Below are 19,606 nucleotides of genomic sequence, written 5' to 3'. Positions count from 1 at the left end.
GCGCCATGCTTGAACTCATTCGCCGTCAGTCCCAGACCAGACGGCGCGCTCTGCGTACCACCACCGCCACCGCGTCCGGCCTCTACCCGGCGGTCGGCGCCCCCTCCTCGGACCCCCGAGGGGTGATCATCGGCCGGGAGATCTACTCCGGCAAGGCCTACATCTACGACCCGTTCATCCTCTACGACCCCTCCGCTCGCGAACGGCTCCCCAGCGGTCACGCGCTCGTGCTCGGCAAGTCCGGGTTCGGCAAGTCCTCGCTCGAAAAGTGCTATGTGCTGCGGCAGTTGCGCTTTCGCGACCGCTCGTTTTGCGTCCTGGACGCGCAGGGCGAGGACGGGGTGGGCGAGTGGGACGGCATCGCCCGCGCCTTGGGCGTCACCCCGATCCGCCTGGTGTATGGGGGTGAGGACGGCGAGGGGGTGCGGCTCAATCCGCTGGATCCCCGGATTCCGTCCCAGTATCAGTTCAAGATCCTCTGCTCGATGGTGGAGATCATTGGCGGGCCGCTGAGCAGCGAGAGTGAGTTCTCGCTCTCGGTCGCTCACGCGGCGGCGCAGGTGCGGGCTGCGGCCGAGGATCGGGTGGCGGTGCTGTCCGACATCCACGATGCGCTGACCAACCCCGAGCCGGCCATGCTCGGCCGGCGTGAGGTCGGCGTCGAGGACATGGTCGAGTGGGGTCAGCCGGCCAGCCTTGCGATGGATCAACTGTGCAGCCCGACGCGGGATCTGGCCGGGTTGTTCAACGGGCCCACCACGCCCGGCATCGACCTGGACGCGCGGCTCATCGTCTTCGACCTCACCTGCCTGCCGCGTGAAGGCGAGGCGATGCCGCTGCTGATGAGTGTGATCGGCCCGTGGCTGCGCTACGCGTGGATCAAGCTCGGTGACAGCATCAAGCGCACCCTGATCGTCGAAGAGGCCTGGCACATTCTGTCTCACCGGCCCGTGGCCAGGCTTTTTGAGGAGTTCGTCCGATACGGACGGCGGCTCGGTCTGTCGTTCTGGGCGATCTTGCACCATCTCGGCGACCTGATGGTGGAGGAAGCGCCCGAAGCCGCTGCGATCTTGAAACTGACCGCCACCCGGGTGCTCTACCACATGGACAAGGCTGAGGCCGATATCACGGCGGACTATCTGCAACTACCCGATTGGGCGCGCGAGGCGCTGGTCGACGGCGCCAGCCGCTGCTCACCCGGCCGGGCCGTGTGGCAGGTGGGCAACCGGATGCACCTGGTTGAGCACATCCGCAGTGCCACCGAGTCGGAGCTGACCAACACCAACCGCAAGATGACCGAGGCCAGCTCTGGGAGCCAGGCGCCCGTGGCACCGCTCATCTCGATGCGAAAGAGCGCCGCCTGATGGCCTCCTTCAACCACACTGACTGCGCACCATCGCGGCACACCAGGCCCCCCTCCACTCGGCAGCAAAACCAACCGCATCGCGGCATCGTCGCGAGTGTGCAGCTCACCACCAGTCGGCCGGTCAACCGCGGCTCGACATCTATCGGTGGGGGTGCGCAGTAGTGGCCAAGGTCGTCACCCCGCACTCGGGCAACCGCCTGCACGTCTACAAGGACGCCTGGTGGATCGCCCTGTGCATCACTGCCGTTTTCCTCACCTTGTGGGCCTGGGTGGCCGCCGTCGTCTCCGGTCTGCTCGCGCATGCCTCCCCCGCCCGGGTGTCGTGGAACGAGACGGCGGCCGCCATCCCCGCCCTGCTGACCCATCCCCTGCAACCGCAGGACATGTACCCGGCGGGGTCCGGGGTGGGCGGGCCCTTCGCCTTCTATCCGCCCTTCCTCGCCGTGGCGGCCGGCACCTGCTGGGGAGCCCGGGCCGGGTGGCGGCGCTGGCTCTCGATGCGTGACGAGGGCACCGACGGACTGGCCACCACGGGCCAGCTCGAAGAGTCGATGGGCGAGGCCAAGGCTCTGTCCCGGCTCGGCGCGCTGCGCCCGAGCCTGGCCGCACCTCGGCCCTCCCTCGACAAGACGACACCCGCCCGCGCGCTGCCCTGGCGCTCCAGCGCACCGCCGAAGGTGACCGACGCGCCGGTGACCGAGGTCGCCGTGTTCTGCGGCACCGCGATCCCGACCGGCGTGAAGCTGTACATCCCGTTCGAGGAAACCGTCCTGATCGTGGCCCCGCCCCGTGAGGGCAAGACATCACAGCTGATCATGCCGTGGATCCTCGACTTCCCCGGCAGTGTGCTGGCCACCTCCTCCAAGACCGACGTGCTCTACGCGACGGCCAAGAGCCGCGAGAAGTACGGGCCGGTCATGGTCCTCGACCCGACGGGCCTGTCCAACTGGCCGCTCCAGCTGCAGTGGAGCATCGTGGACGGCTGCGAAGACTTCACCGTCGCCCGCAAGCGCGCCGAAACCCTCACCGGCACCACCAAGTCCGATGAGGGAACGAAAAACGGGGGGTACTTCGTCATGAACGCCCAGATGCTCATGACGTGCTGGCTGCACGCCGCCGCGCTCGAGGGCCTGAGCGGAATGGACATCCTGCGCTGGGCAACCGCCCCCACGGAACGGCAGCCGGTCGACATCCTGGCCGCCCACGGCCAGGCGAACCTCGCCCGCGCCCTGGCTGCCCAGCACGCCGCGGCGCCCGAGGAGCGCTCGGCGAGCTGGCGCACTGCCGAGCAGTCCGTCCTCGCCCTGTACGACCACAAGGTCGCGGCGATCTTCGGCAAGTCCGCCCGCGACGAGAAAAACTTCTCCATCGCGAAGTGGCTCACCGAGGGCGGCACCGTCTTCCTCATCGGCGAGGAAGACGAGGGCTCCAGCCTGGCGCCCGTCCTGGCGGCGTTCTCGCGGGCCATCCTCGACACCGCTAAGGTGATCGCGGCCCGGATGCCCAACGGCCGCCTCGACCCGCCGTTCGCTCTGCTGGGCGACGAGCTTGCCAACGTGGCTCCGCTGCCGCAGATCCCCAGCCTGATGTCGGTCTCCGGATCGCAGAACATCTTCATGGTCGCCGTGTTGCAGAACTTGGCCCAGGCGCACGAGAGGTGGGGGGAGCTGGGCGTAAGGAAGATGTTCGCGGCTGCGACCATCAAGGTGATCTTGGGCGGTGTCTCGGACGAGCAGGAGCTCAAGACGTACTCCCAGCTCGCCGGCGAGTTCGAAGAAGACACCGAGTCGGTGAGCGACGACGGAGACCGCGCCTCCATCAGCATCTCCACCCGGCGCCGGGCCGTGCTCGAGCCCGGGGACATCCGGCAGATCAAGGAACGCGAGGGCCTGGTCGTGCACCGCCGTACCCCCGTCACGCGGGTCAAGTTCGAGCGGATCCACGAAGGCCCGCGCGCCAAGGAGATCAGTGAGGCCACCAAGGAAGCACTGAAGAAGGTGAACAGCCATGCCGCCAGCCACTGAGTGGTCCATAGCGCAGGTCCTCCCCCGGTTGCCCGGGTTGGTGAACGCTCCGGCCACCGCCGTGGCGGTACGCGGGGGACGCCTTCGCCGGTCGCGAAAGGCGGCGTCGCATGCCTGATCCACTCGGCCCACTCTTCGACGCGCTGGAGTCCATCAACGGCGAGCTCACCGGATTCGCCGCGCGCCTGGCTCGGCTTGAGGACGCTGGAGCGGTGCGAGGTGCGGCGAAGACAGGTGGCTCCGGCGAGGAAGGCGGGAGTGACAGCGGCCGCGTCCGTGGCGCTCCCGTCGTGTGGCACAAGGTCAAGGAGGAGGAACGCGCAGAGCTGTGGGGCGAGTTCACCGCGTGGGTGATCCGCATGGCCGACACCTACGAGCTGACCACCGAGCAGCTTCCCCATGCCTGCTGGTGGGAGCACGGAGCCGTGGTGGCCGAACTGACCGCGCTGTGGACTGGCTGGGAGTCGGCTTACGGCAACGAGGAGGACGCGGCGGCCGGCCCCTATCTGTGGCACGACGCCTGGTCCCGCGGTATCGAACGGATCGGGCGCTCGTGGCTCGGCGAGTGCACCAACGGATATCACCAAGCCAAGTCGCGCACTGTTTGGGACACCGACCCCGCCTACCGCAAGAAGATCATCGAGGCCGGGCCACCCGGCGTGCGTGGAGCGTCTCAGAATGAGTGACCTCTTCTCATTTTCCGTGACCCCTGTCTGGCCCATGGGCCACGGAAGTGCAACGAACGGGCGTCCGTTGGTTCGCCTGGGCCCGTGCAATTTCAGTGCCCCTCTGTACTGGCCCAGTGCTTCCCAGGGGCCGTCGGGGTGAGTCGTCGGCCCACCGCACACGCGCCCTCGGGAGTCGCATGTCTGGTGCCGCCATCTGTCTCAGTGAGCATGCGCCGTGTTGATGGTGCGATCGTGTCGTCGACTTGGCCTCATGCGCGCATCGATATGACCTGGAGACCTCGACTCCGTGGCGGACGTTCCGCTGGCGCCACGGGCAGAAGCGCTGCTCACAGCGGCTGACCGGCGGCCAGCAGCGGAGTTAACCGAGCGCGAACGACGCCCGCTGCTGCTACCGCGATCCGTCGTGGACCATGAGATCGACCGACGATACGCGCGCAATAACGGGAAGCCGGCCGTGCAGGTCGGCCTCGGCCTCCTCCAGGACTGCATCCCCTTGTCCCTGGGCGATGGTCAGATGCGGGACGACGTCGATGAACTGCCCGCCGAACGGCGGGGTCTCCGGCCACCGGTCCGCAATCGCCTCCGTGAGCCGGCGGAACGATGCGTCCGGTTCGGGGGCGAGATACAGAACCCCAGGGAACCGCCCGCAGTGCTCGAACCGGGCTTCGAAGGCCTTGTGACGCCCGATCACCTCACTGATGGCTGCACAGGTGTCGCTGTCTATACGGCTCTCGTCAAGGAACGGGAAGAGCACGGTGACGTGAGCCGGGACTCCCGCACGAGCCGAGGGGTCCAGCCGGCCACGCCATGCTTGAACAGCAGGTTCCGCCTCAGGGACTTTCACGATCAGTCCCGACTGCCCTGCCTGAAATTCGCTGGAGCCGTCGCCTGCCATCGCCCACATGTACCAGTGGGCCCAGACGGCAGCGACCGATTATCGCCGTGAGTGACTACCGGCAATTTCGCATCGGCAGCCGACAAGTCCTCGCGCCTCCTGAGTTCCAGGGCAGGGTGAGCCCGGCGGTGACGGCGTCGTGGTCGTGGTCGATGCTGTGTGGAGGCTGGGCAGGTTGCCCTGCCGGACGCCGTCAATCCAGTCGGGCAGGCGCTTGCCCTGACGCTCGGTGGGCATGACCGCGAGGGAGCGGACGTGCCGGGTGAGGACGTCGAACTCGGGGTGCTGGGCGCGGCCGGCCTTGAGCTGGAGCTGTTCAGTTCGGTGAGGGTGTCGGGGCGTCTGAGGACCCATCCGGCGCCCGGGCAAACGGAGCTTGACCTCCAGGGGTCAGGTTGCGGTGGGCCAGGTCCGCAGCACAGCGGCGATTTTCCCGGTACAGGCGAGGTCGAGGAGCAGGTCCTTGAGGGCGATGGCGTCCTCACGGGCGGGTTTGACCGTGATTCCGGCGGCCTCGAGGTACATGACCCCGGTAGCGGCGACGACAGCCATGTTGGAGCGCTCCAGCCAGCGGCACTGGCCCAGGGTGTGTATCAGGGCAACGGCCTTGGCGTAGGGGCCGTCGTGAACGGACTGCTCGAACAGCTCGGCCCTGTGGCGGGCCACCGCCGAGATGGGAACGCCGTAATGGTCAGGGGCCGGACGTTCGCCCCGGCGGCCTCGGCGACCCCTGCAGAATCGAGCTGACAATTGAGAGTCTTGATCATTATGGGCGACATCGCCACCGTGCGGGGTAGACGCCGGATCGCCCTGACTGCGACCCGGCTATCCCTGCCCTGCTCCGCAGGAGACCGATTCCTCCCCGGCCTGAAGGCCGGGGCATCCTCGGAGGAACCCGGTGAAGTGGTTCTGGCTCGACTTCTGTGGTGCGTGCACGCTGAGTAATGAGGTGGGGAGGACGGTCCCGGCTGGCTAAGGGTTGTCCCGCGAAGTCGAGCAGTGGCACTGGTCCCAACTGGCAGGCGGCCGAGCGGCATGACGACCCGCGTGACCAACGCTGCTGACCTGCACCCCGACCGCAAACCGGGCTACCACGACGGCCCCTTCGCCCGACACCCCGACTCCCTGACCGGAGGCTGTTCAAGCACGGACACCTCTAATCCTGCGCTCAGGGCAACGCGGGCAGGCTGCTGTGGGGCGCCGATTACGCCTGGGCCGGCACCGGCCTGGTCACCACAAACGGCCGACCGGGCACGCTCTCCTCCCAAGGGAGCCGAAGCGACGGCACCGCCTCGGCCGTCCTGCGGGAAACGGTGACCCGGGGCCAAAGGCAGGACAGCTGCACCTCCTGGGCACCTTTCGGGGCAAGGGCCACTACAGGGCACGAGCCGAACTGTACATCCCCACTCCCACCCACCGCGCCGTGACCACCCGCCTCACATACGACTGCCCCTGACCCACCCGTCAGCCGTCGGCGCGGACATGGCCCGGACGGCATCGGCAATTTGGCCCGGGGCGCCACCGGGTACCGCTCGGACCGCCCCCGGAGCGGTCGGCGCACCAGCTTCGGACGAGTGTCCAACTGCCGGTAGCAACAAACGAGTTTGCGACTCGAGCGGGGTACGCGACGCGGCGGACCGAGGCTAGACATTCGGGTCCTTTCGCACGCCATTGCCGAGGAGTTGCATTGACAGGCCCAGCCCGCAGGCGGGAGGTTCCACGTACCCGGGCAGCCCTTCACCATCCGCATCCACCCGCCGAACACCCCACTGTCTCGGCGCGAGGAGGGACCATGAGCCCAGACACCGCTGTCCTTCTGTACTCCGCCCACCCACTGGTCGCAGCCTCGGCAGGAGAGGCGACGATGGCCCCGGGGTCACCGCGCACCGCCGTGCTCGACGAGATCAAGGCAGGACTGGACGCCGCTCATCAGCTGATGCAGGCAGGGGACTACGTTGGGGCCGTCCAGGCCTACCAGTCCCTGCGCAACCGCATATTCCGTCTCCTCAGCAACGGTGGGTCGGCGCAGGCGGCGGCCGTCGACCCTCGCTTCGGTGCTCCGCACGACATTGCGCATCTGGAGGAAGTCGTCCGAGCCGGCACGGTATTGCTGGGCGACCTGGTACCTCGCAAGCCCGATCCGCCCGTCATCCAGGCGGACATCGACCGGACCACGCTGGGCGGCTACGGGGAAGCCGCCAAGGCGCTGCCCCGGCCCGATACGGACGGGGACTCGCCGTTCACCGACATGGCCACGCTGGGCATGGTGGCCTTCGACAGGGGCGAGTACGACCTTGCGGCCAAGAGGCTGTCGGTGGCGGCCGACCAGGCCAAGGACGACAGGGTCGCCCGGGCGAGCCTCCTGCTCAACGCAGGAGCCGCGGCCGCCCAGGCGGGCCTGAGCGATCAGGCCCTGGAGCTCTTGAACGCCGCGGGTGACGGATTCCGTGACGCCGGGGACACGCTCGGTTCCGCGCAGGCCATGCACAATCTGGCGGTCGTCGTGGCGACAACCGGTGCGGCCGCCAAGACCGATGAGGTGCTCAAGCAGACCGACGCGGCGTCCGGGAGGGCAGCGGGCCCGGTGGGGCAAGCCCTGGGCGTCATGCGGTCGCTGGGCCGACTGGGCACCGCCGGTCAGACGAACAGCAAGGGCGTGGCCGGTCTCCTGGACGGTGCAATGGACTATGCCGTCACTGGTGTCGGTGTCGGTGTCGGCATCAGCGTCGGCGGGCTGCTGACGGACGGGGTCGACGGCGGCGCCCGGGCCGTCAGCGCCGACGTCCAGAAGGCGCTGGGCCAGGGCATCCGGCTCATCGTCCGCGACCCGCTGATCCGCACGGCATGGCGCAGCGACCCCCTCGTGGGCACCCTGGAAAACGACGACCGCGAGGTTCGCTACACGGCGGGGTTCGCAATAGGCTCAGAGATCAGGACCGTCGGCTGGCGGCGGGCCGCCGCGCCGTCGGTCGAGGAACTCCTGTCGGCCGCGTACCGGATCCGGCCCGACGCGAAGACACATGTGGAGCTGCGCTGGTCGGTCCTGACCGCCGTCGACCTGTCCGTCCAGCTCGCCCATCTGTTCTACTACGTGATCCCGGTCGGCCTCGCGGAGGCGTACGCGGGGCTCGGCGACTGGGCCGACGCCCGTCTGTGGCTGTACCGGGCTGCCGAGTATCCGTACCTGAACCGGCACCTCGAGGCACCGGTGCTGTGGCTGCGGCTCGCGCACACCTACCTCGGCGAGGGCGACGCGCTGTACCGTCAGGGTGAGTTCGCCGAAGCACTGGCCACCTACGGTGCGGTGGTGGCTGCTGACGGGACCCGCGGCAGTGCCGACCTGTACATGATGCCCGCGCTCGCCGAGGTCGGCGCCCTTGTCGCCACCCTGCTGGACGACACACAGACACTGCCCGGGAACCTCGATGCCGGTCTGGGCGCGGTCGTGCTCGACATCGCCGCCAAGGTGGCCCAACTCGCCCGGAATCTGGACTGGTTCGGGGTCCCGGTGGACTTCGTGCCGCCGTTCACCTTCGACTACCTGCAGAACGCAGCCCGGTTCCTCGGCCAGCAGGCCCAGGCCGCAGAGCGGGACTTCATCCAGTTCATGGAGCGTTACGACACCGGGAAACTGACACGGCTGCAGCTGCATCAGGCGGTGGCGGCCGCGACCGCCGACCGGGCCGTCGCCGACCAGCAGGCCGCCGCCGCGCAGGAGGAGGTCCAGCTCGCCCGGACCGCGCAGGACCTCGCCAACCAGCGCCGGGCCCACGCTCAGGCGGCGCGCGACGCCTACTCCGCGATGTCCGGCGAACAGATCGCGCTAGAGACACAGACGGCCTGGTACAGCTCGCAGAACACCTGGGAGCTCAACAACCCGATCCCCGGGGACGGACGGCAGATCCACGAGGTCATCGCCGCGGACCGGCACCGGCTCGGCGTGATCAACCGCGACTACGAGCTGCTTCGGATGCAGCAGAACATCGACGAACTCGCGCTCGCCGCCCAGCAGTCGAGCGACCAAGTGGCCCTCTCGCAGGCCCGGGCGCAGGCGGCAGACCTCGCGGCGCAGGCCGCGAGGCTGCGTCGGCAGCAGGCACAGGATCTGGCGAGCGGGTTCGAACAGGGCTTCTTCACCCCGGAGGTGTGGCGGCAGCTGGCCGGCTTCATGCGGGCGCAGGCGCAGCGCTACCTGTACTGGACGACCCGGATCGCCCGGCTCATGGAGCGGGCCTACGAGTTCGACTACGACACCACCGTCGACCGGGTCCGCGCCGACTACACGGCCGGCGCCGTCAACGGGATCCTGGGCTCCGACCAACTCCTCGCCGATATCGAGTACTTCACCTACGACCGGATCACCCGCACCTCCCACAAGACGCTGCGCGCCGGCTTGGTCGTCTCGCTGGCGGAGAAGTTCCCGTACGCGTTCGCCGGCTTTCGCACCACCGGTCAGATCTCCTTCAACACCCTGCTGTCCGACCTGGAGCGCGACTATCCCGGCTCCTGCAACCACCGCATTCAGGCTGTCGAGGTCGCGGTGATCGGGCTGGTTCCCGAGGGCGGCCTACGCGGCACGCTGGTCAACAGCGGAGCCTCCCAGTACCGGGCGCTCGACGGGACCGTCAAGTGGCGGCTGCAGAACGTCGACACGATGCTGCTCAGCTCCTACGGCCGCGACGACAGCGTGCTGTTCCGGCCGCGCCCGGAGCTGCTCAGCGTGTTCGAGGGCGTCGGCATGGCCTCCGGCTGGACGCTGCGGTACCCGCCGGACATCAACGACGTCGACTTCCGGTTCATCGTCGACGTCCAGGTGACCTTCCACTTCGAGGCGCAGTTCGACCGATCCCTCGCCGAGACGGTCGCTGCGATTCCGCTGCCTGCGGAGGCGCTGCGTGCGAGCACGTCCTTCAGCCTCGGCAGCGACTTCCCGGACCGGTTCTTCTTGTGGCGCAGCCAAGGCACGGCCACCCTGCTCGTCGGACCCGAGTACCTGCCGCACCAGCATCTCGCCCCCGTCGTGCGCTCGGTGTCGCTGCAGCTGCTCGGCACCGACGGCCCGGCCCCGGCCGTACCCCTGACGATCACCGCACCGGGCGGCGCCACCGCCGATGTCTCTCCCGACGGCACCGGGCGGGTGCCCTCGACCACACCGTCCCTGGCCGCACTGCGGGGCGCTGCAGTGCTGGGCGACTGGCAGTTGGCCACCCCCGCGGACGGCCCCGACCGCGCCACCGTGTACGACGTCCTGCTCTTCGTGGAGTACGGCTACACCCAGCGAGGTGCGGCGTGAACGGCACCACTCCGGACGTGCTCAGCCTGCCCAAGGGCGGTGGCGCCGTGGGCGGGCTGGGTGGCGCTTTCACCCCCGACCTCAACACCGGCGGCGGAGGCTACGCCGTCCCGCTGGACCTCCCGCAGGGCGTCGACGGCCACACTCCCAAGCTGACCCTCCAGTACGCCACGGGCTTCGGCGACGGGCCGTTTGGGTTCGGCTGGTCGCTGCCTGTCCTACGGGTCGAACTGTCCTGTGACGGGCGGCTGCCGCGGTACGACGGAAAGGATCCGCTGGTCCTCCCTGGCGCCGGACCCCTGGTCGAGGTGCCGGGGGGTGCGGGCCAACTCGTGCCGGAGACCGACGGGCTGGGCTGGCGGATCCGGCGGCAGGGCGACGGCTTCGAACTCGCCGACCGCTCCGGTACACGCCACCTGGTCGGCACTACGGCCACCGCCCGGATCGCCGATCCGGCCGACCCGGGCCGGGTGTTCGCCTGGCTGCTGGAACGTTCGATCCGGCCGTCCGGCGACGAAATCGTCCACACCTGGACCGCGGACGGGCTGCCGGAGTCGGTGTCTTGGGCGAGGTACCGGCTCGAAATGCACTACGAGTCCCGGCCCGACCCCATTTTCGACGGCCGTTCCGGATTCCCCTTGACCACCACCTGGCGGTGCACATCGATCGAACTGCACGCCCCATCGCAGGCCCCGAGCCTGCTGCGCCGGTATACCCTCGATTACGCTGCGGGCCGACCGACCGGGCACAGTCTGCTCGCGGGGGTGACCCTTTCAGGGCACACCGCGGACGGCGGCACGGCCACGTTCCCGCGGCTCGCGTTCGGCTACACCACCGGGGGCGGGTTCGCCGTGCAGGCGGTCAGCCCTGACGTCGCCCGGGTCTTGGCGGCACCGCAGGGCACGGTCGCCGACCTGAGCGGGGACGGGCTGCCCGACGCGGTCGCGCTCGGCCCGACGCCGACCGTGACCCGCAACCGCGGCGGACTGGCCTTCGCCCCTCCGCGCCGCCTGGCCCGCACCGGGCTGCCCGGTGCTCCGCCCGGCGCCACCGTCTTCGCGGCCGATCTGAGCGGGCGCGGTCGCGTCGACCTGGTTACGGTCGGCCGGGGGCTCAGGCACCGCTACCCGATGGACGGCACAGGTGTGGTCGGCGCTCCGGTGGTGAGCGCCTACGCGCCCACGTTCACGCCCTGGGACTCCGACGTACGCCTGCTCGACCTCGACGGAGACGGCGCGGCCGACCTGTTCAGGCTCGCCGACGGCGTGTTGGCCACAGTGTCCACGGCCGGCGGCGCCGAGGACTGGCGGCGCGTGGAACGCAGGGTGATCGGCAGTACCGATCCGCTCTCCGACGTCGACCTCCGCTCGCCCGACATCCACGTCGCCCCGATGACCGGCGACGGTCTGGCCGCCCTGGTCGAGGTACGCAGTGGGCGGGTGCGGTACTGGCCCAACCTGGGCAACGGCCGATGGGGGCCGGCCCGCACCATGGCCGACAGCCCGGTGCTACCGGCCGGCTACCGCACGGACCGGCTGCTACTCACTGACGTCGACGGCGACGGCTGCGCCGACTTGGTCTACGTCGACACCACCGCGGTGCGGATCTGGCCCAACCTCGGCGGCGCCGCGTTCGGCTCCGAGATCACCGTCGCTCCTGTCCCGGGCTTCGCGGCCGAGCGGGTGGAACCGGTGGACCTGCGCGGCACCGGCTGTGTCGGACTGCTGCTGACCACCCGGCACCGCACCCGTCCCACCGCCTGCCTGGTCGACCTGAACGCCAAGCCCTACCTGCTGAACCGGATCGACGACGGCCTCGGCCACGTCACCGAGATCGACTACGGCACCTCGCCGGCCGAGGCGCGGCGGGACGCCGAACGCGGCCAGCCCTGGTCGACGTCACTGCCGTTCTGCCTGCCCGTGGTGACCCGCCTGACGCAGACGGCACCGGCCGCGGCCCCCCGCGTGAGCAGGTTCTCCTACCACAACGGGCACTGGGACCCCGCGCTGCGCCGGTTCCTGGGCTTCGCCCGGGTCGACGAGGTGGAGGAGGGCGACGACACCGTCGAGGCACTACTCAAGCGCACCGAGTTCCACCTGGGACGCACGCCCGAACGCACCGACCGCCCGCCCACCACTGCCGAACGGCTCGTGGCCCAGGTACTGCGCGGCAGGGTGATCCGCTCCGCCGGCTACCCGGCCGGAAGCGACCCGGACACCCAACCCCCGCTGTTCGAAGTACGGCAGACCTGGCAGGCACACCTCGCCGACGTGGGCGGCGTCACCGTCGCCTCCCCCCGGCTGACAGAGCGGCGGGAGGACCACCTCGACGGTGCCGCCATTGCCTGGCGCACCACCGTCACCACCACCCTCGGCTGGGACGACTTCGGCAACATCACCGAGCAGGTGCAGCGCAACACCCTCGCCAGCGACCCGGCGGCAACACAGGAACTGCGCACGGCCACCGCCTATGCCACCAACCCCGACGGCTGGCTCGTCGACCGCCCGGCCCGGGTCACCCAGACCGACGGCACCGGCACGGTCGTGGACGCCCGGGTGCTGCGCTACGACGGTGAGCCCTTCACCGGCCTGCCGGAGGGTTCGGTGGCACTTGGTCACGTCACCTCCGAGGAACGGCTGGTGCTGCGCGACGACCAGGTGATCGCCGTGTACGGCGGCGACCCGCCCGACCTAGCCGAACTCGGCTATCACCGCAGGACGGACGAGGGCGGCTGGTGGGTCTACGTCCGCCGCTACGACCGCTCAACGCCCGGCACCCTCGTCAGCCGTGACCCCCGCGGAACACCGGTGACCCTGGGCCTCGACACCGACCGGCTCTTCCCGGTGCGCCGCACCGACGCCCGGGGCAACGCCGTCGAGGCCACCGTGGACCACTACGCCCTGCGACCCGCCACCCTCACGGATGGCAACGGCGGGCTTCGCCGCAACTCCTACGACGCCCTCGCCCGGCCGGTGGCCGAGTTCCGTCCCGGCGACGAGTCCGACGCGCCCACTGTCGTCTACCGGTATCTGCTCGACCCGGCCGGAGCGGCGGTGGAGACCGTCGAGTACCCCCGCGCCGACCGCGGCGACACGGTCACCTCCCGTCGGCTGGTGGACTCCGACGGCCGGGAGACCGGCGTGGCCCGCCTCGACGGCGACGGATCCTGGCTGGTGACCGATGCGGTGTGGCGCAACTCCCGGGGGCTGGTGGCGCGTCAGTACCTGCCGTACCGGACGCCGGTGGGATCCGATCCGCAGCTCCCGACCCAGGCGCGGGCGCATCTGGCGACCCGCTACGACGCACTCGGCCGGCCGCTGCGGGTGGACCTGCCCGACGGCGCGTTCCGGCTCGGCACGCACGCCCCGGGCCGGTCCGACCTGTGGGACGAGGAGGACACCCGGGCCGGCGGCGCCCACGAGGACACACCGACCAGCTATCACCTCGACGCGGCCGGCCGGGTCGGCCGGGTGGTGTCCCGGTCCGGCACCACCGAGGTCGTCACCCGCTACCGGTACGACCTGCGTGATCAGCCTGTGGAGATCACGGACGCCAACGGCAGGGTCACCGCCGTCACCTACGATCTGATGGGCCGGAGGATCCGGGTGGACGACCCGGCGACCGGCACGGTCCTCTTCGTCCATGACGCGGCGGGCAATCTGGTGGACCGGCGCAACGCCGTGGGCCAGCACGCCGGATACCGGTTCGACGAGCTCAACCGGATGGTCCGCAGCACTCAGGACGGACAACCCGACGTCGTCTACCACTATCTCGACCAGGCCGACGTCGTCGACGGCGTGGCCCCGGGACGTCGCATCGGCCGCCTCGCCTCGGTCGACGACGTACGCGGCACTCTCACCTTCGACTACGACGTGCGCGGTGAGGTCGAACTGCGCCGGGTGAAACTGACCGACGGGACCGTACATGCGCTCCGGCGCCGCACGGACCGGCTGGGCCGCGTGTGCTCCATCGAATACCCCGGGGCCACCCCCGACACCCCCGGCCCGGTCCTGACCTACCGGTACGGCCCACGAGGACTGCTGAGCGCCATTCCCGGAGTGGTCGACTCGATCGACTATGATCCGGCCGGCCGACCGGTGAGGACCGTCTACACCGGCGGAGTCCGCACCACACAGCGGTACGACGTGCTGTCCCGGCTCATCGCAAGCGAGGTGACGGACGCGGCCGGACGGCTCCTCGACCAGGAGACGCTCACCCGCGACCGGGCCGGGCACGTCCTGACGGTGTCCGGAGCGACGCCCGCCGACACGTGGACGTACAGCCACGACGACCTGTACCAACTGACCCGTGCCCAGCCCGCGTCCGGCCCTACCCTCGACTTCGCCTACGACCCGGCGGGCAACATCCTCTCCCGTACCGACGTGGGCACCTTCCTCTACGGCGAGCGCGGCGCCCCACCAGTGTGCGTCACCACGGCGGGATCGCAGCAGTACGACTACGACGCGGCCGGCCGCCAGACCAGCAGCCGCGCCGGAACGCTCAGCTATGACGGACGCGACCGTCTCGTCGAGATCACCGGAGCGGTGGGCGCCCAGGTGTCGTACGGGGCCTTCGACGAACGGGCCGTGCGCGAGATCAAGACAGCGGGCCGTACCCTGCGGACGGTGCTCCTCGACGAACTGGTCGAACTGCACGATGGGCAGTTGCTGTGCATCGTGACGGACGGCCGTAGCCGGATCGGGCAGTTCGTCCCGGGCAGGTCACTCACCCGCTGGCACACCGACCACCGGGGCTCGGTCCGCCTCATGACCACGGGCATGGGCACGGTCCTCCAGCGCATCGCGTACGACCCGTTCGGCCGGATCCTCTCCCTGCAGCCCGGAGACCGGCCGCGAGACACCTACGACGGGTACGAGCTGCTCGAAGAGGTGAGCCTGTACCTGTCCCCGAAGCGGCCCTACGACCCTGTGCTGGGCCGCTATCTCGTTCCCGACACCGTCGCCACGGACCTGTGGCAGCCGGTGGGCCTCAACCGCTACGCCTACGCCGCGAACGACCCCGTCACCCTGCGGGATCCCACGGGCCGCGCCTGGTGGCAGATCGCCCTGGCGATCGTGGCGGTCGTGGCCGTCGTCGTACTGACCGTCGTCACCTTCGGGGCCGGACTGATCACCCTGGGCGCCATGATCGGGGTCTTCGCCGCGATGGCGGTCGGCGGCGCGGTCGGTGGCATCGCCGCAGCACAGGCCGGCGGCGACATCGTGCTCGGCATCCTGCTCGGGGCGGCGCTGGCCGGAGCCGCGGCGCTGGGCGGCGCACTGGCCGGGGCCGGTTTCGCGGCCGCGCTCGGCGCCAAGTCCCTGGCCACGTTCCTGCTCTCCGGGGCGGTCAGCGGGGCGCTGCTCGGTGCCAGCACCGGGTTCGCGGCCGGGTTCGCCGGCGGCACGGGCTCGCTCGGCCAGATCTGGGAGAAAACCTGGCAGTCGGCGCTGGCGGGATTCGTCACCGGCCTGGTGTTCGGGGCGGCGAGCTACGGATTCGCCCAGGGCTGGTTCGGCACCGGGAACATCGATCCCCGGTTCCCCACCGGCGCCGAGACCCGACACGCGCTCGCCGAAGGCGCCAAGGCGGCAGGACAGGCGGCGAACACCGGCGCCGGCGCCTCCACCGCCATCGGCCAAGGAGCGGCGAGCGCCGCCACCAGCCTCGCGGGCACCGCACTCAACTTCGGCGCACCCACCGGCTTCAACGTGTTGCAGACCTTCGTCTTCAACCCCGTCGCCGGGACCCTGCTCATCGAATCGGTGGCGGTCCTGTTCGCCTTCGACCTGGTCGACGACGTCATCGACCTCCTCAAGGAGAAGAGCGCCAAGATCTCGGTCAGCGGCACGTTCTGAATCCGGGAAGCGCGGTCGAACATCTTCGGCGGGCGGTCCACGCGTTATCTCGTGGACCGCCGACGCCGATCGGCCTCCGGTTCGCGCACCATGAACACGTCCACCGGATCCTCGGTCTCGAGTGTGAACCCGTGCCGCTCGTACTTTGTGAGGCAGGCCCCAAGTAGAGCGGCCAGAAGTCGGCTAGCGGCAATACCGACTTTGTTGGGGTCTGGTCGTTGGATGGGTTGTGCCAAGGCCGGGTCAGGTGAAGTCGTCGGGGGTTGGTCGGTTCTCGGATCGGATCGCGTTGGGGTGCTGACGCGGGCGTTTCCGCCGGAGCTGGTCGATGAGGTGGTCGCCGGGTGCGGCAGGGTCGAGCAGCGGACGCGGCTGCTGCCGGCACGGGTGGTGGTCTACTTTGTCCTGGCGATGTGTCTGTTCTTCGGGCAGGGCTATGAAGAGGTGGCCCGGCTTCTGGTTCAGGGGCTGGAGCGCGAGGGCCGGTGGGCGACCGCCTGGCGGGTGCCCACGACGGCGGCGATCGGGCGGGCCCGGTTGCGGCTTGGGCCGGAGCCGTTGCGGGCCCTGTTCGCCCGGGTGTGCCGGCCGGTGGCGGTCGCGCGGACGCAGGGTGCCTGGTATCGGCGGTGGCGGTTGGTCGCGGTGGACGGCACGGTCTTCGATGTTCCGGACACCGCGGCGAACGCTCAGTTCTTCGGTCGTCCCGGTACCAGTCGTGGGCAGGGCCGCAGTGCGTATCCGCAGGCGAGGGTGGCGGCCCTGGCCGAGTGCGGCACCCATGCCGTGTTCGCGGCCGAGGTCGGACCACTGGGGGTCCACGAGACCGCTCTGGCTCAGCGGCTGTTCCCCGCGCTGACGAAGGGCATGCTCGTGCTCGCCGACCGGGGCTTTTGCGGTCTCGACCTGTGGCGGGCGGCGAAGGCGGGCGGCGCGGACCTGCTGTGGCGAGTCCGCAGCACCGTGGTGCTGCCGGTCCTTCAGACCCTCGCCGACGGCTCCCACCTGTCGCAGATCGTCGCCGCGCGGGACCACTACCGGCGCGCGGACCCCGAGCGGGTGCGGGTGATCGAGTACACCTTCGGCCCACGCGGCGGTGACGGCACCGTCTACCGGCTGATCACCACCATCCTCGACCCCGAGCAGGCACCGGCCGAGGAGCTTGCCGCCCTCCATGCCCAGCGGTGGGAGATCGAGAGCACCCTGGACGAGATCAAGAACCACCAGGGCGTCCCGGGGCTGGTGCTGCGTTCCCAGCACCCACACGGCGTCGAACAGGAGATCTTCGCGTTTCTGCTGGTCCACCACGCGCTGCGGGACCTGATGCACCAGGCTGCCCTCAGGGCCGGGCAATCCCGACCGGATCTCCTTCACCCGCACCCTTCGCGTCGTTCGCCGCCACGTCACCGGGCAGGCGGCGCTTTCCCCCCTCCCGACTGGCCCGGTCCATCACCCAAAGCCTGCGTGAGATCACCGAACGGCTGCTGCCCGCACGGCGGTTGCGCTCCAACCCCCGCATGATCAAACGCAAGATGTCCAACTGGGCCCTCAAACGAACCGAGCACCACAGCCCACCACGGCCACACCCCCCGACGGTCCGACTGGTCGGGCCAACCAGAGCCACCTCGACCAGCCGGAAAACAACCTAAATCACCGGTATTGCGGCTAGCGGGGCTATCCGGGACAGCGCCGACGACATGACCAACCCAGCCACGGCAAGTCCATCTCACCTGTAACTAGGCACTACGGGACGGCCCTTACGAGCTCGTGCACGGTAGGCGGTGAGGCGTCGAGTTGCTGACCGTGGATCATGGTCGTGTGGTGGGGAACGTGTCTCGTACAGCGATCATCAGTGACCGGAGGATCACGGGCCTGTCGGCCGACGTGATTGCTGAACTCGTCTCTGAGTTAGGCCCGTTGTGGCATGAACGGCACCAGGCCAAGCTTGCATCCAGGCCGCGGAAGCGTGCGGTGGGCGCCGGAGCGAAGCACCGGCTGGTCTTCGTCGACCGGCTCCTGGCCACCCTCGTGCACCTGCGGCACGGAGTCACGCACGACGTGCTCGCCTGCTGATTCGACGTGGACCGCTCCACCGTCACCCGTGCCATCGGCGAGATACGACCGCTGCACGCCGAGCGAGGCTGCACGGTCAGCCCTGGCCTTCGGCTGTGGACTCTGGCCGACGTCGTCAACCATCTCGGCGCCAGCAGGAAGACCGGCATCGTCGACGGCACCGAGATCCGGGTCCGCCGACCGGCCGCCGGCCGCAAGGACCGGGACAGGTTCGTCTCTGGCAAGAGCAAGCAGAACGCAGTCCCCGCCGGCACCGGCTCCCGCGCACCGCGTGAGCGCCGGGCCCGCCGGATGCGCGGACATCACCCACGCCCGCCGCGATACGCGATCGCTGTGCAGAATGCAGCCGTCGACGTCTCCACACCGAGCCACGGCGTTGTCCAGGGCGGTCACGGCCAGGCGGGACTACATCCGCTCGTCGATGGAGTAGCCCACGATCCTGTTGCTGAAGGCGTCCTTGATCGCGCAGAGGTAGAGCTTGCCTTCGCCGGCGGCGTGCTCGGTGATGTCGGCGAGCCACAACCGGTTCGCACAGGTCGCGGTGAAGTCACGGCGGACCAGGTCGTCGTGCACCGGCGGGCCGGCCTTCTTGCCCTTGCCGCGCTTCTTGCCGAACACGCTCCACCAGCGGTTGCCCCGGCAGATCCGCCATGCAGTCCGGTCCGCCATCACGGCCCCGGCGCTACGCGCTTCATCGGCCAGGAACCGGTAGCCGAATTCCGGGTCGTCACGGTGAGCGTCGAACAGTGCGTTCGCGCGATACGACTCCTCCAGCACGGCGTCGGCCACCGGCTTGTCGAGCCAGCGGTAGTAGGGCTGTCTGGCGAGCTTCAGCACCCGGCACGTCACCGTGACGGGCACCCCGTCCACGGCCAGCTCCTTCACGAGCGGGTAGATCCTTTTCCCGGCAGATGCGCCTGCGACAGATAGGCCGCGGCCCGGCGCAGGACCTCGTTTTCCTGCTCCAGCAGCTTGATGCGCCGACGCGCTTCCCGCAGTTCCGCGCTCTCCTGGCTGGTCACCCCGGGCTTGGACCCGTCATCGGTGTCCGCCCGGCGCATCCACTTCCACAAAGTCATCGGGTGAACCCCGAAATCGGTGGCCACCTGCTCGACCGTGACACCCGGGCCGCGGTTCCTCGCGACCCGCACGACGTCCTGGCGGAACTCTTGTGGATAAGGCTTGGGCACAGCGACATCCTTCCCACCCGCCTCACAGGGCAAGCCAGTTCAGATGTCACCCGATCGTGCGGCAGACCCAGGTCGCACGGCCCCTCCAGGCGAGGGGAGGGCACCCCGTCGCTCCTGGACGATGCCCGAGCTCCCGCAGGGACCGAGGCCCGTGGGACGAGCTGGTGCCGCGAACAGCTACTGAGACATCCCACGCAGGTAACGCGTCAAGCGGCTTG

9 protein-coding genes and 2 pseudogenes are annotated in these 19,606 nt (G+C 69.7%); 7 read left to right on the top strand and 4 right to left on the bottom strand.

Annotated features, from left to right (window positions below; translation table 11 throughout):
• Positions 1-5: 5 nt before the first annotated feature.
• The 3 genes from ACFVVO_RS37255 (at position 6) to ACFVVO_RS37245 (ending at position 4,076) form a co-directional block, all read left to right on the top strand.
• Positions 6-1,364 carry an ATP/GTP-binding protein gene (locus ACFVVO_RS37255; RefSeq protein ID WP_390061153.1) on the top strand — a complete coding sequence of 453 codons (1,359 nt, stop codon included), beginning with the start codon at positions 6-8 and terminating at the stop codon, positions 1,362-1,364.
• A gap of 163 nt (positions 1,365-1,527) precedes the next feature.
• On the top strand, positions 1,528-3,390 hold the full coding sequence (locus tag ACFVVO_RS37250) for a type IV secretory system conjugative DNA transfer family protein (protein ID WP_390061151.1): 1,863 nt from the start codon (positions 1,528-1,530) through the stop codon (positions 3,388-3,390).
• Between the two features lie 110 nt (positions 3,391-3,500).
• Complete coding sequence (locus ACFVVO_RS37245) at positions 3,501-4,076, top strand: hypothetical protein (RefSeq protein WP_390061150.1); 576 nt, start codon at positions 3,501-3,503, stop codon at positions 4,074-4,076.
• A gap of 391 nt (positions 4,077-4,467) precedes the next feature.
• On the opposite strand, the gene ACFVVO_RS37240 is transcribed toward ACFVVO_RS37245, so the two are convergent.
• Together ACFVVO_RS37240 and ACFVVO_RS37235 are read right to left on the bottom strand one after the other, a co-directional pair.
• Complete coding sequence (locus ACFVVO_RS37240; protein WP_390061149.1) at positions 4,468-4,974, bottom strand: 2'-5' RNA ligase family protein; 507 nt, start codon at positions 4,972-4,974, stop codon at positions 4,468-4,470.
• Positions 4,975-5,364: 390 nt separating this feature from the next.
• Positions 5,365-5,741 (bottom strand): annotated as a pseudogene (locus tag ACFVVO_RS37235) (fic family toxin-antitoxin system, toxin component).
• A gap of 1,025 nt (positions 5,742-6,766) precedes the next feature.
• Here ACFVVO_RS37235 and ACFVVO_RS37230 point away from each other — a divergent pair.
• From ACFVVO_RS37230 to ACFVVO_RS37215, 4 genes and pseudogenes are all read left to right on the top strand, one after another.
• Positions 6,767-10,267, top strand: coding sequence for a hypothetical protein (locus tag ACFVVO_RS37230; RefSeq protein ID WP_390061147.1), 3,501 nt, complete (start codon positions 6,767-6,769; stop codon positions 10,265-10,267).
• Complete coding sequence (locus ACFVVO_RS37225; protein WP_390061146.1) at positions 10,264-16,125, top strand: toxin TcdB middle/N-terminal domain-containing protein; 5,862 nt, start codon at positions 10,264-10,266, stop codon at positions 16,123-16,125. The genes ACFVVO_RS37230 and ACFVVO_RS37225 overlap by 4 nt, the downstream gene beginning before the upstream one ends.
• Before the next feature lie 229 nt (positions 16,126-16,354).
• Positions 16,355-17,593, top strand: a pseudogene (locus tag ACFVVO_RS37220) (IS4 family transposase).
• A 503-nt stretch (positions 17,594-18,096) separates the two neighbouring features.
• Positions 18,097-18,198 carry a transposase family protein gene (locus ACFVVO_RS37215; RefSeq protein WP_390061144.1) on the top strand — a complete coding sequence of 34 codons (102 nt, stop codon included), beginning with the start codon at positions 18,097-18,099 and terminating at the stop codon, positions 18,196-18,198.
• A gap of 405 nt (positions 18,199-18,603) precedes the next feature.
• On the opposite strand, the gene ACFVVO_RS37210 is transcribed toward ACFVVO_RS37215, so the two are convergent.
• Both ACFVVO_RS37210 and ACFVVO_RS37205 read right to left on the bottom strand, forming a co-directional pair.
• Positions 18,604-19,083: a hypothetical protein gene (locus ACFVVO_RS37210; RefSeq protein ID WP_390061143.1), complete on the bottom strand. Its 480-nt coding sequence runs from the start codon at positions 19,081-19,083 to the stop codon at positions 18,604-18,606.
• Positions 19,080-19,388: a transposase gene (locus ACFVVO_RS37205; protein ID WP_390061141.1), complete on the bottom strand. Its 309-nt coding sequence runs from the start codon at positions 19,386-19,388 to the stop codon at positions 19,080-19,082. The genes ACFVVO_RS37210 and ACFVVO_RS37205 overlap by 4 nt, the downstream gene beginning before the upstream one ends.
• Positions 19,389-19,606: the final 218 nt, after the last annotated feature.

The organism is Streptomyces sp. NPDC058145 (assembly GCF_042884245.1).
Lineage (GTDB): Bacteria > Actinomycetota > Actinomycetes > Streptomycetales > Streptomycetaceae > Streptomyces.
The sequence above is the reverse complement of the archived record's forward strand: the minus strand, read 5'-3'. Positions and strand labels throughout refer to the sequence as shown.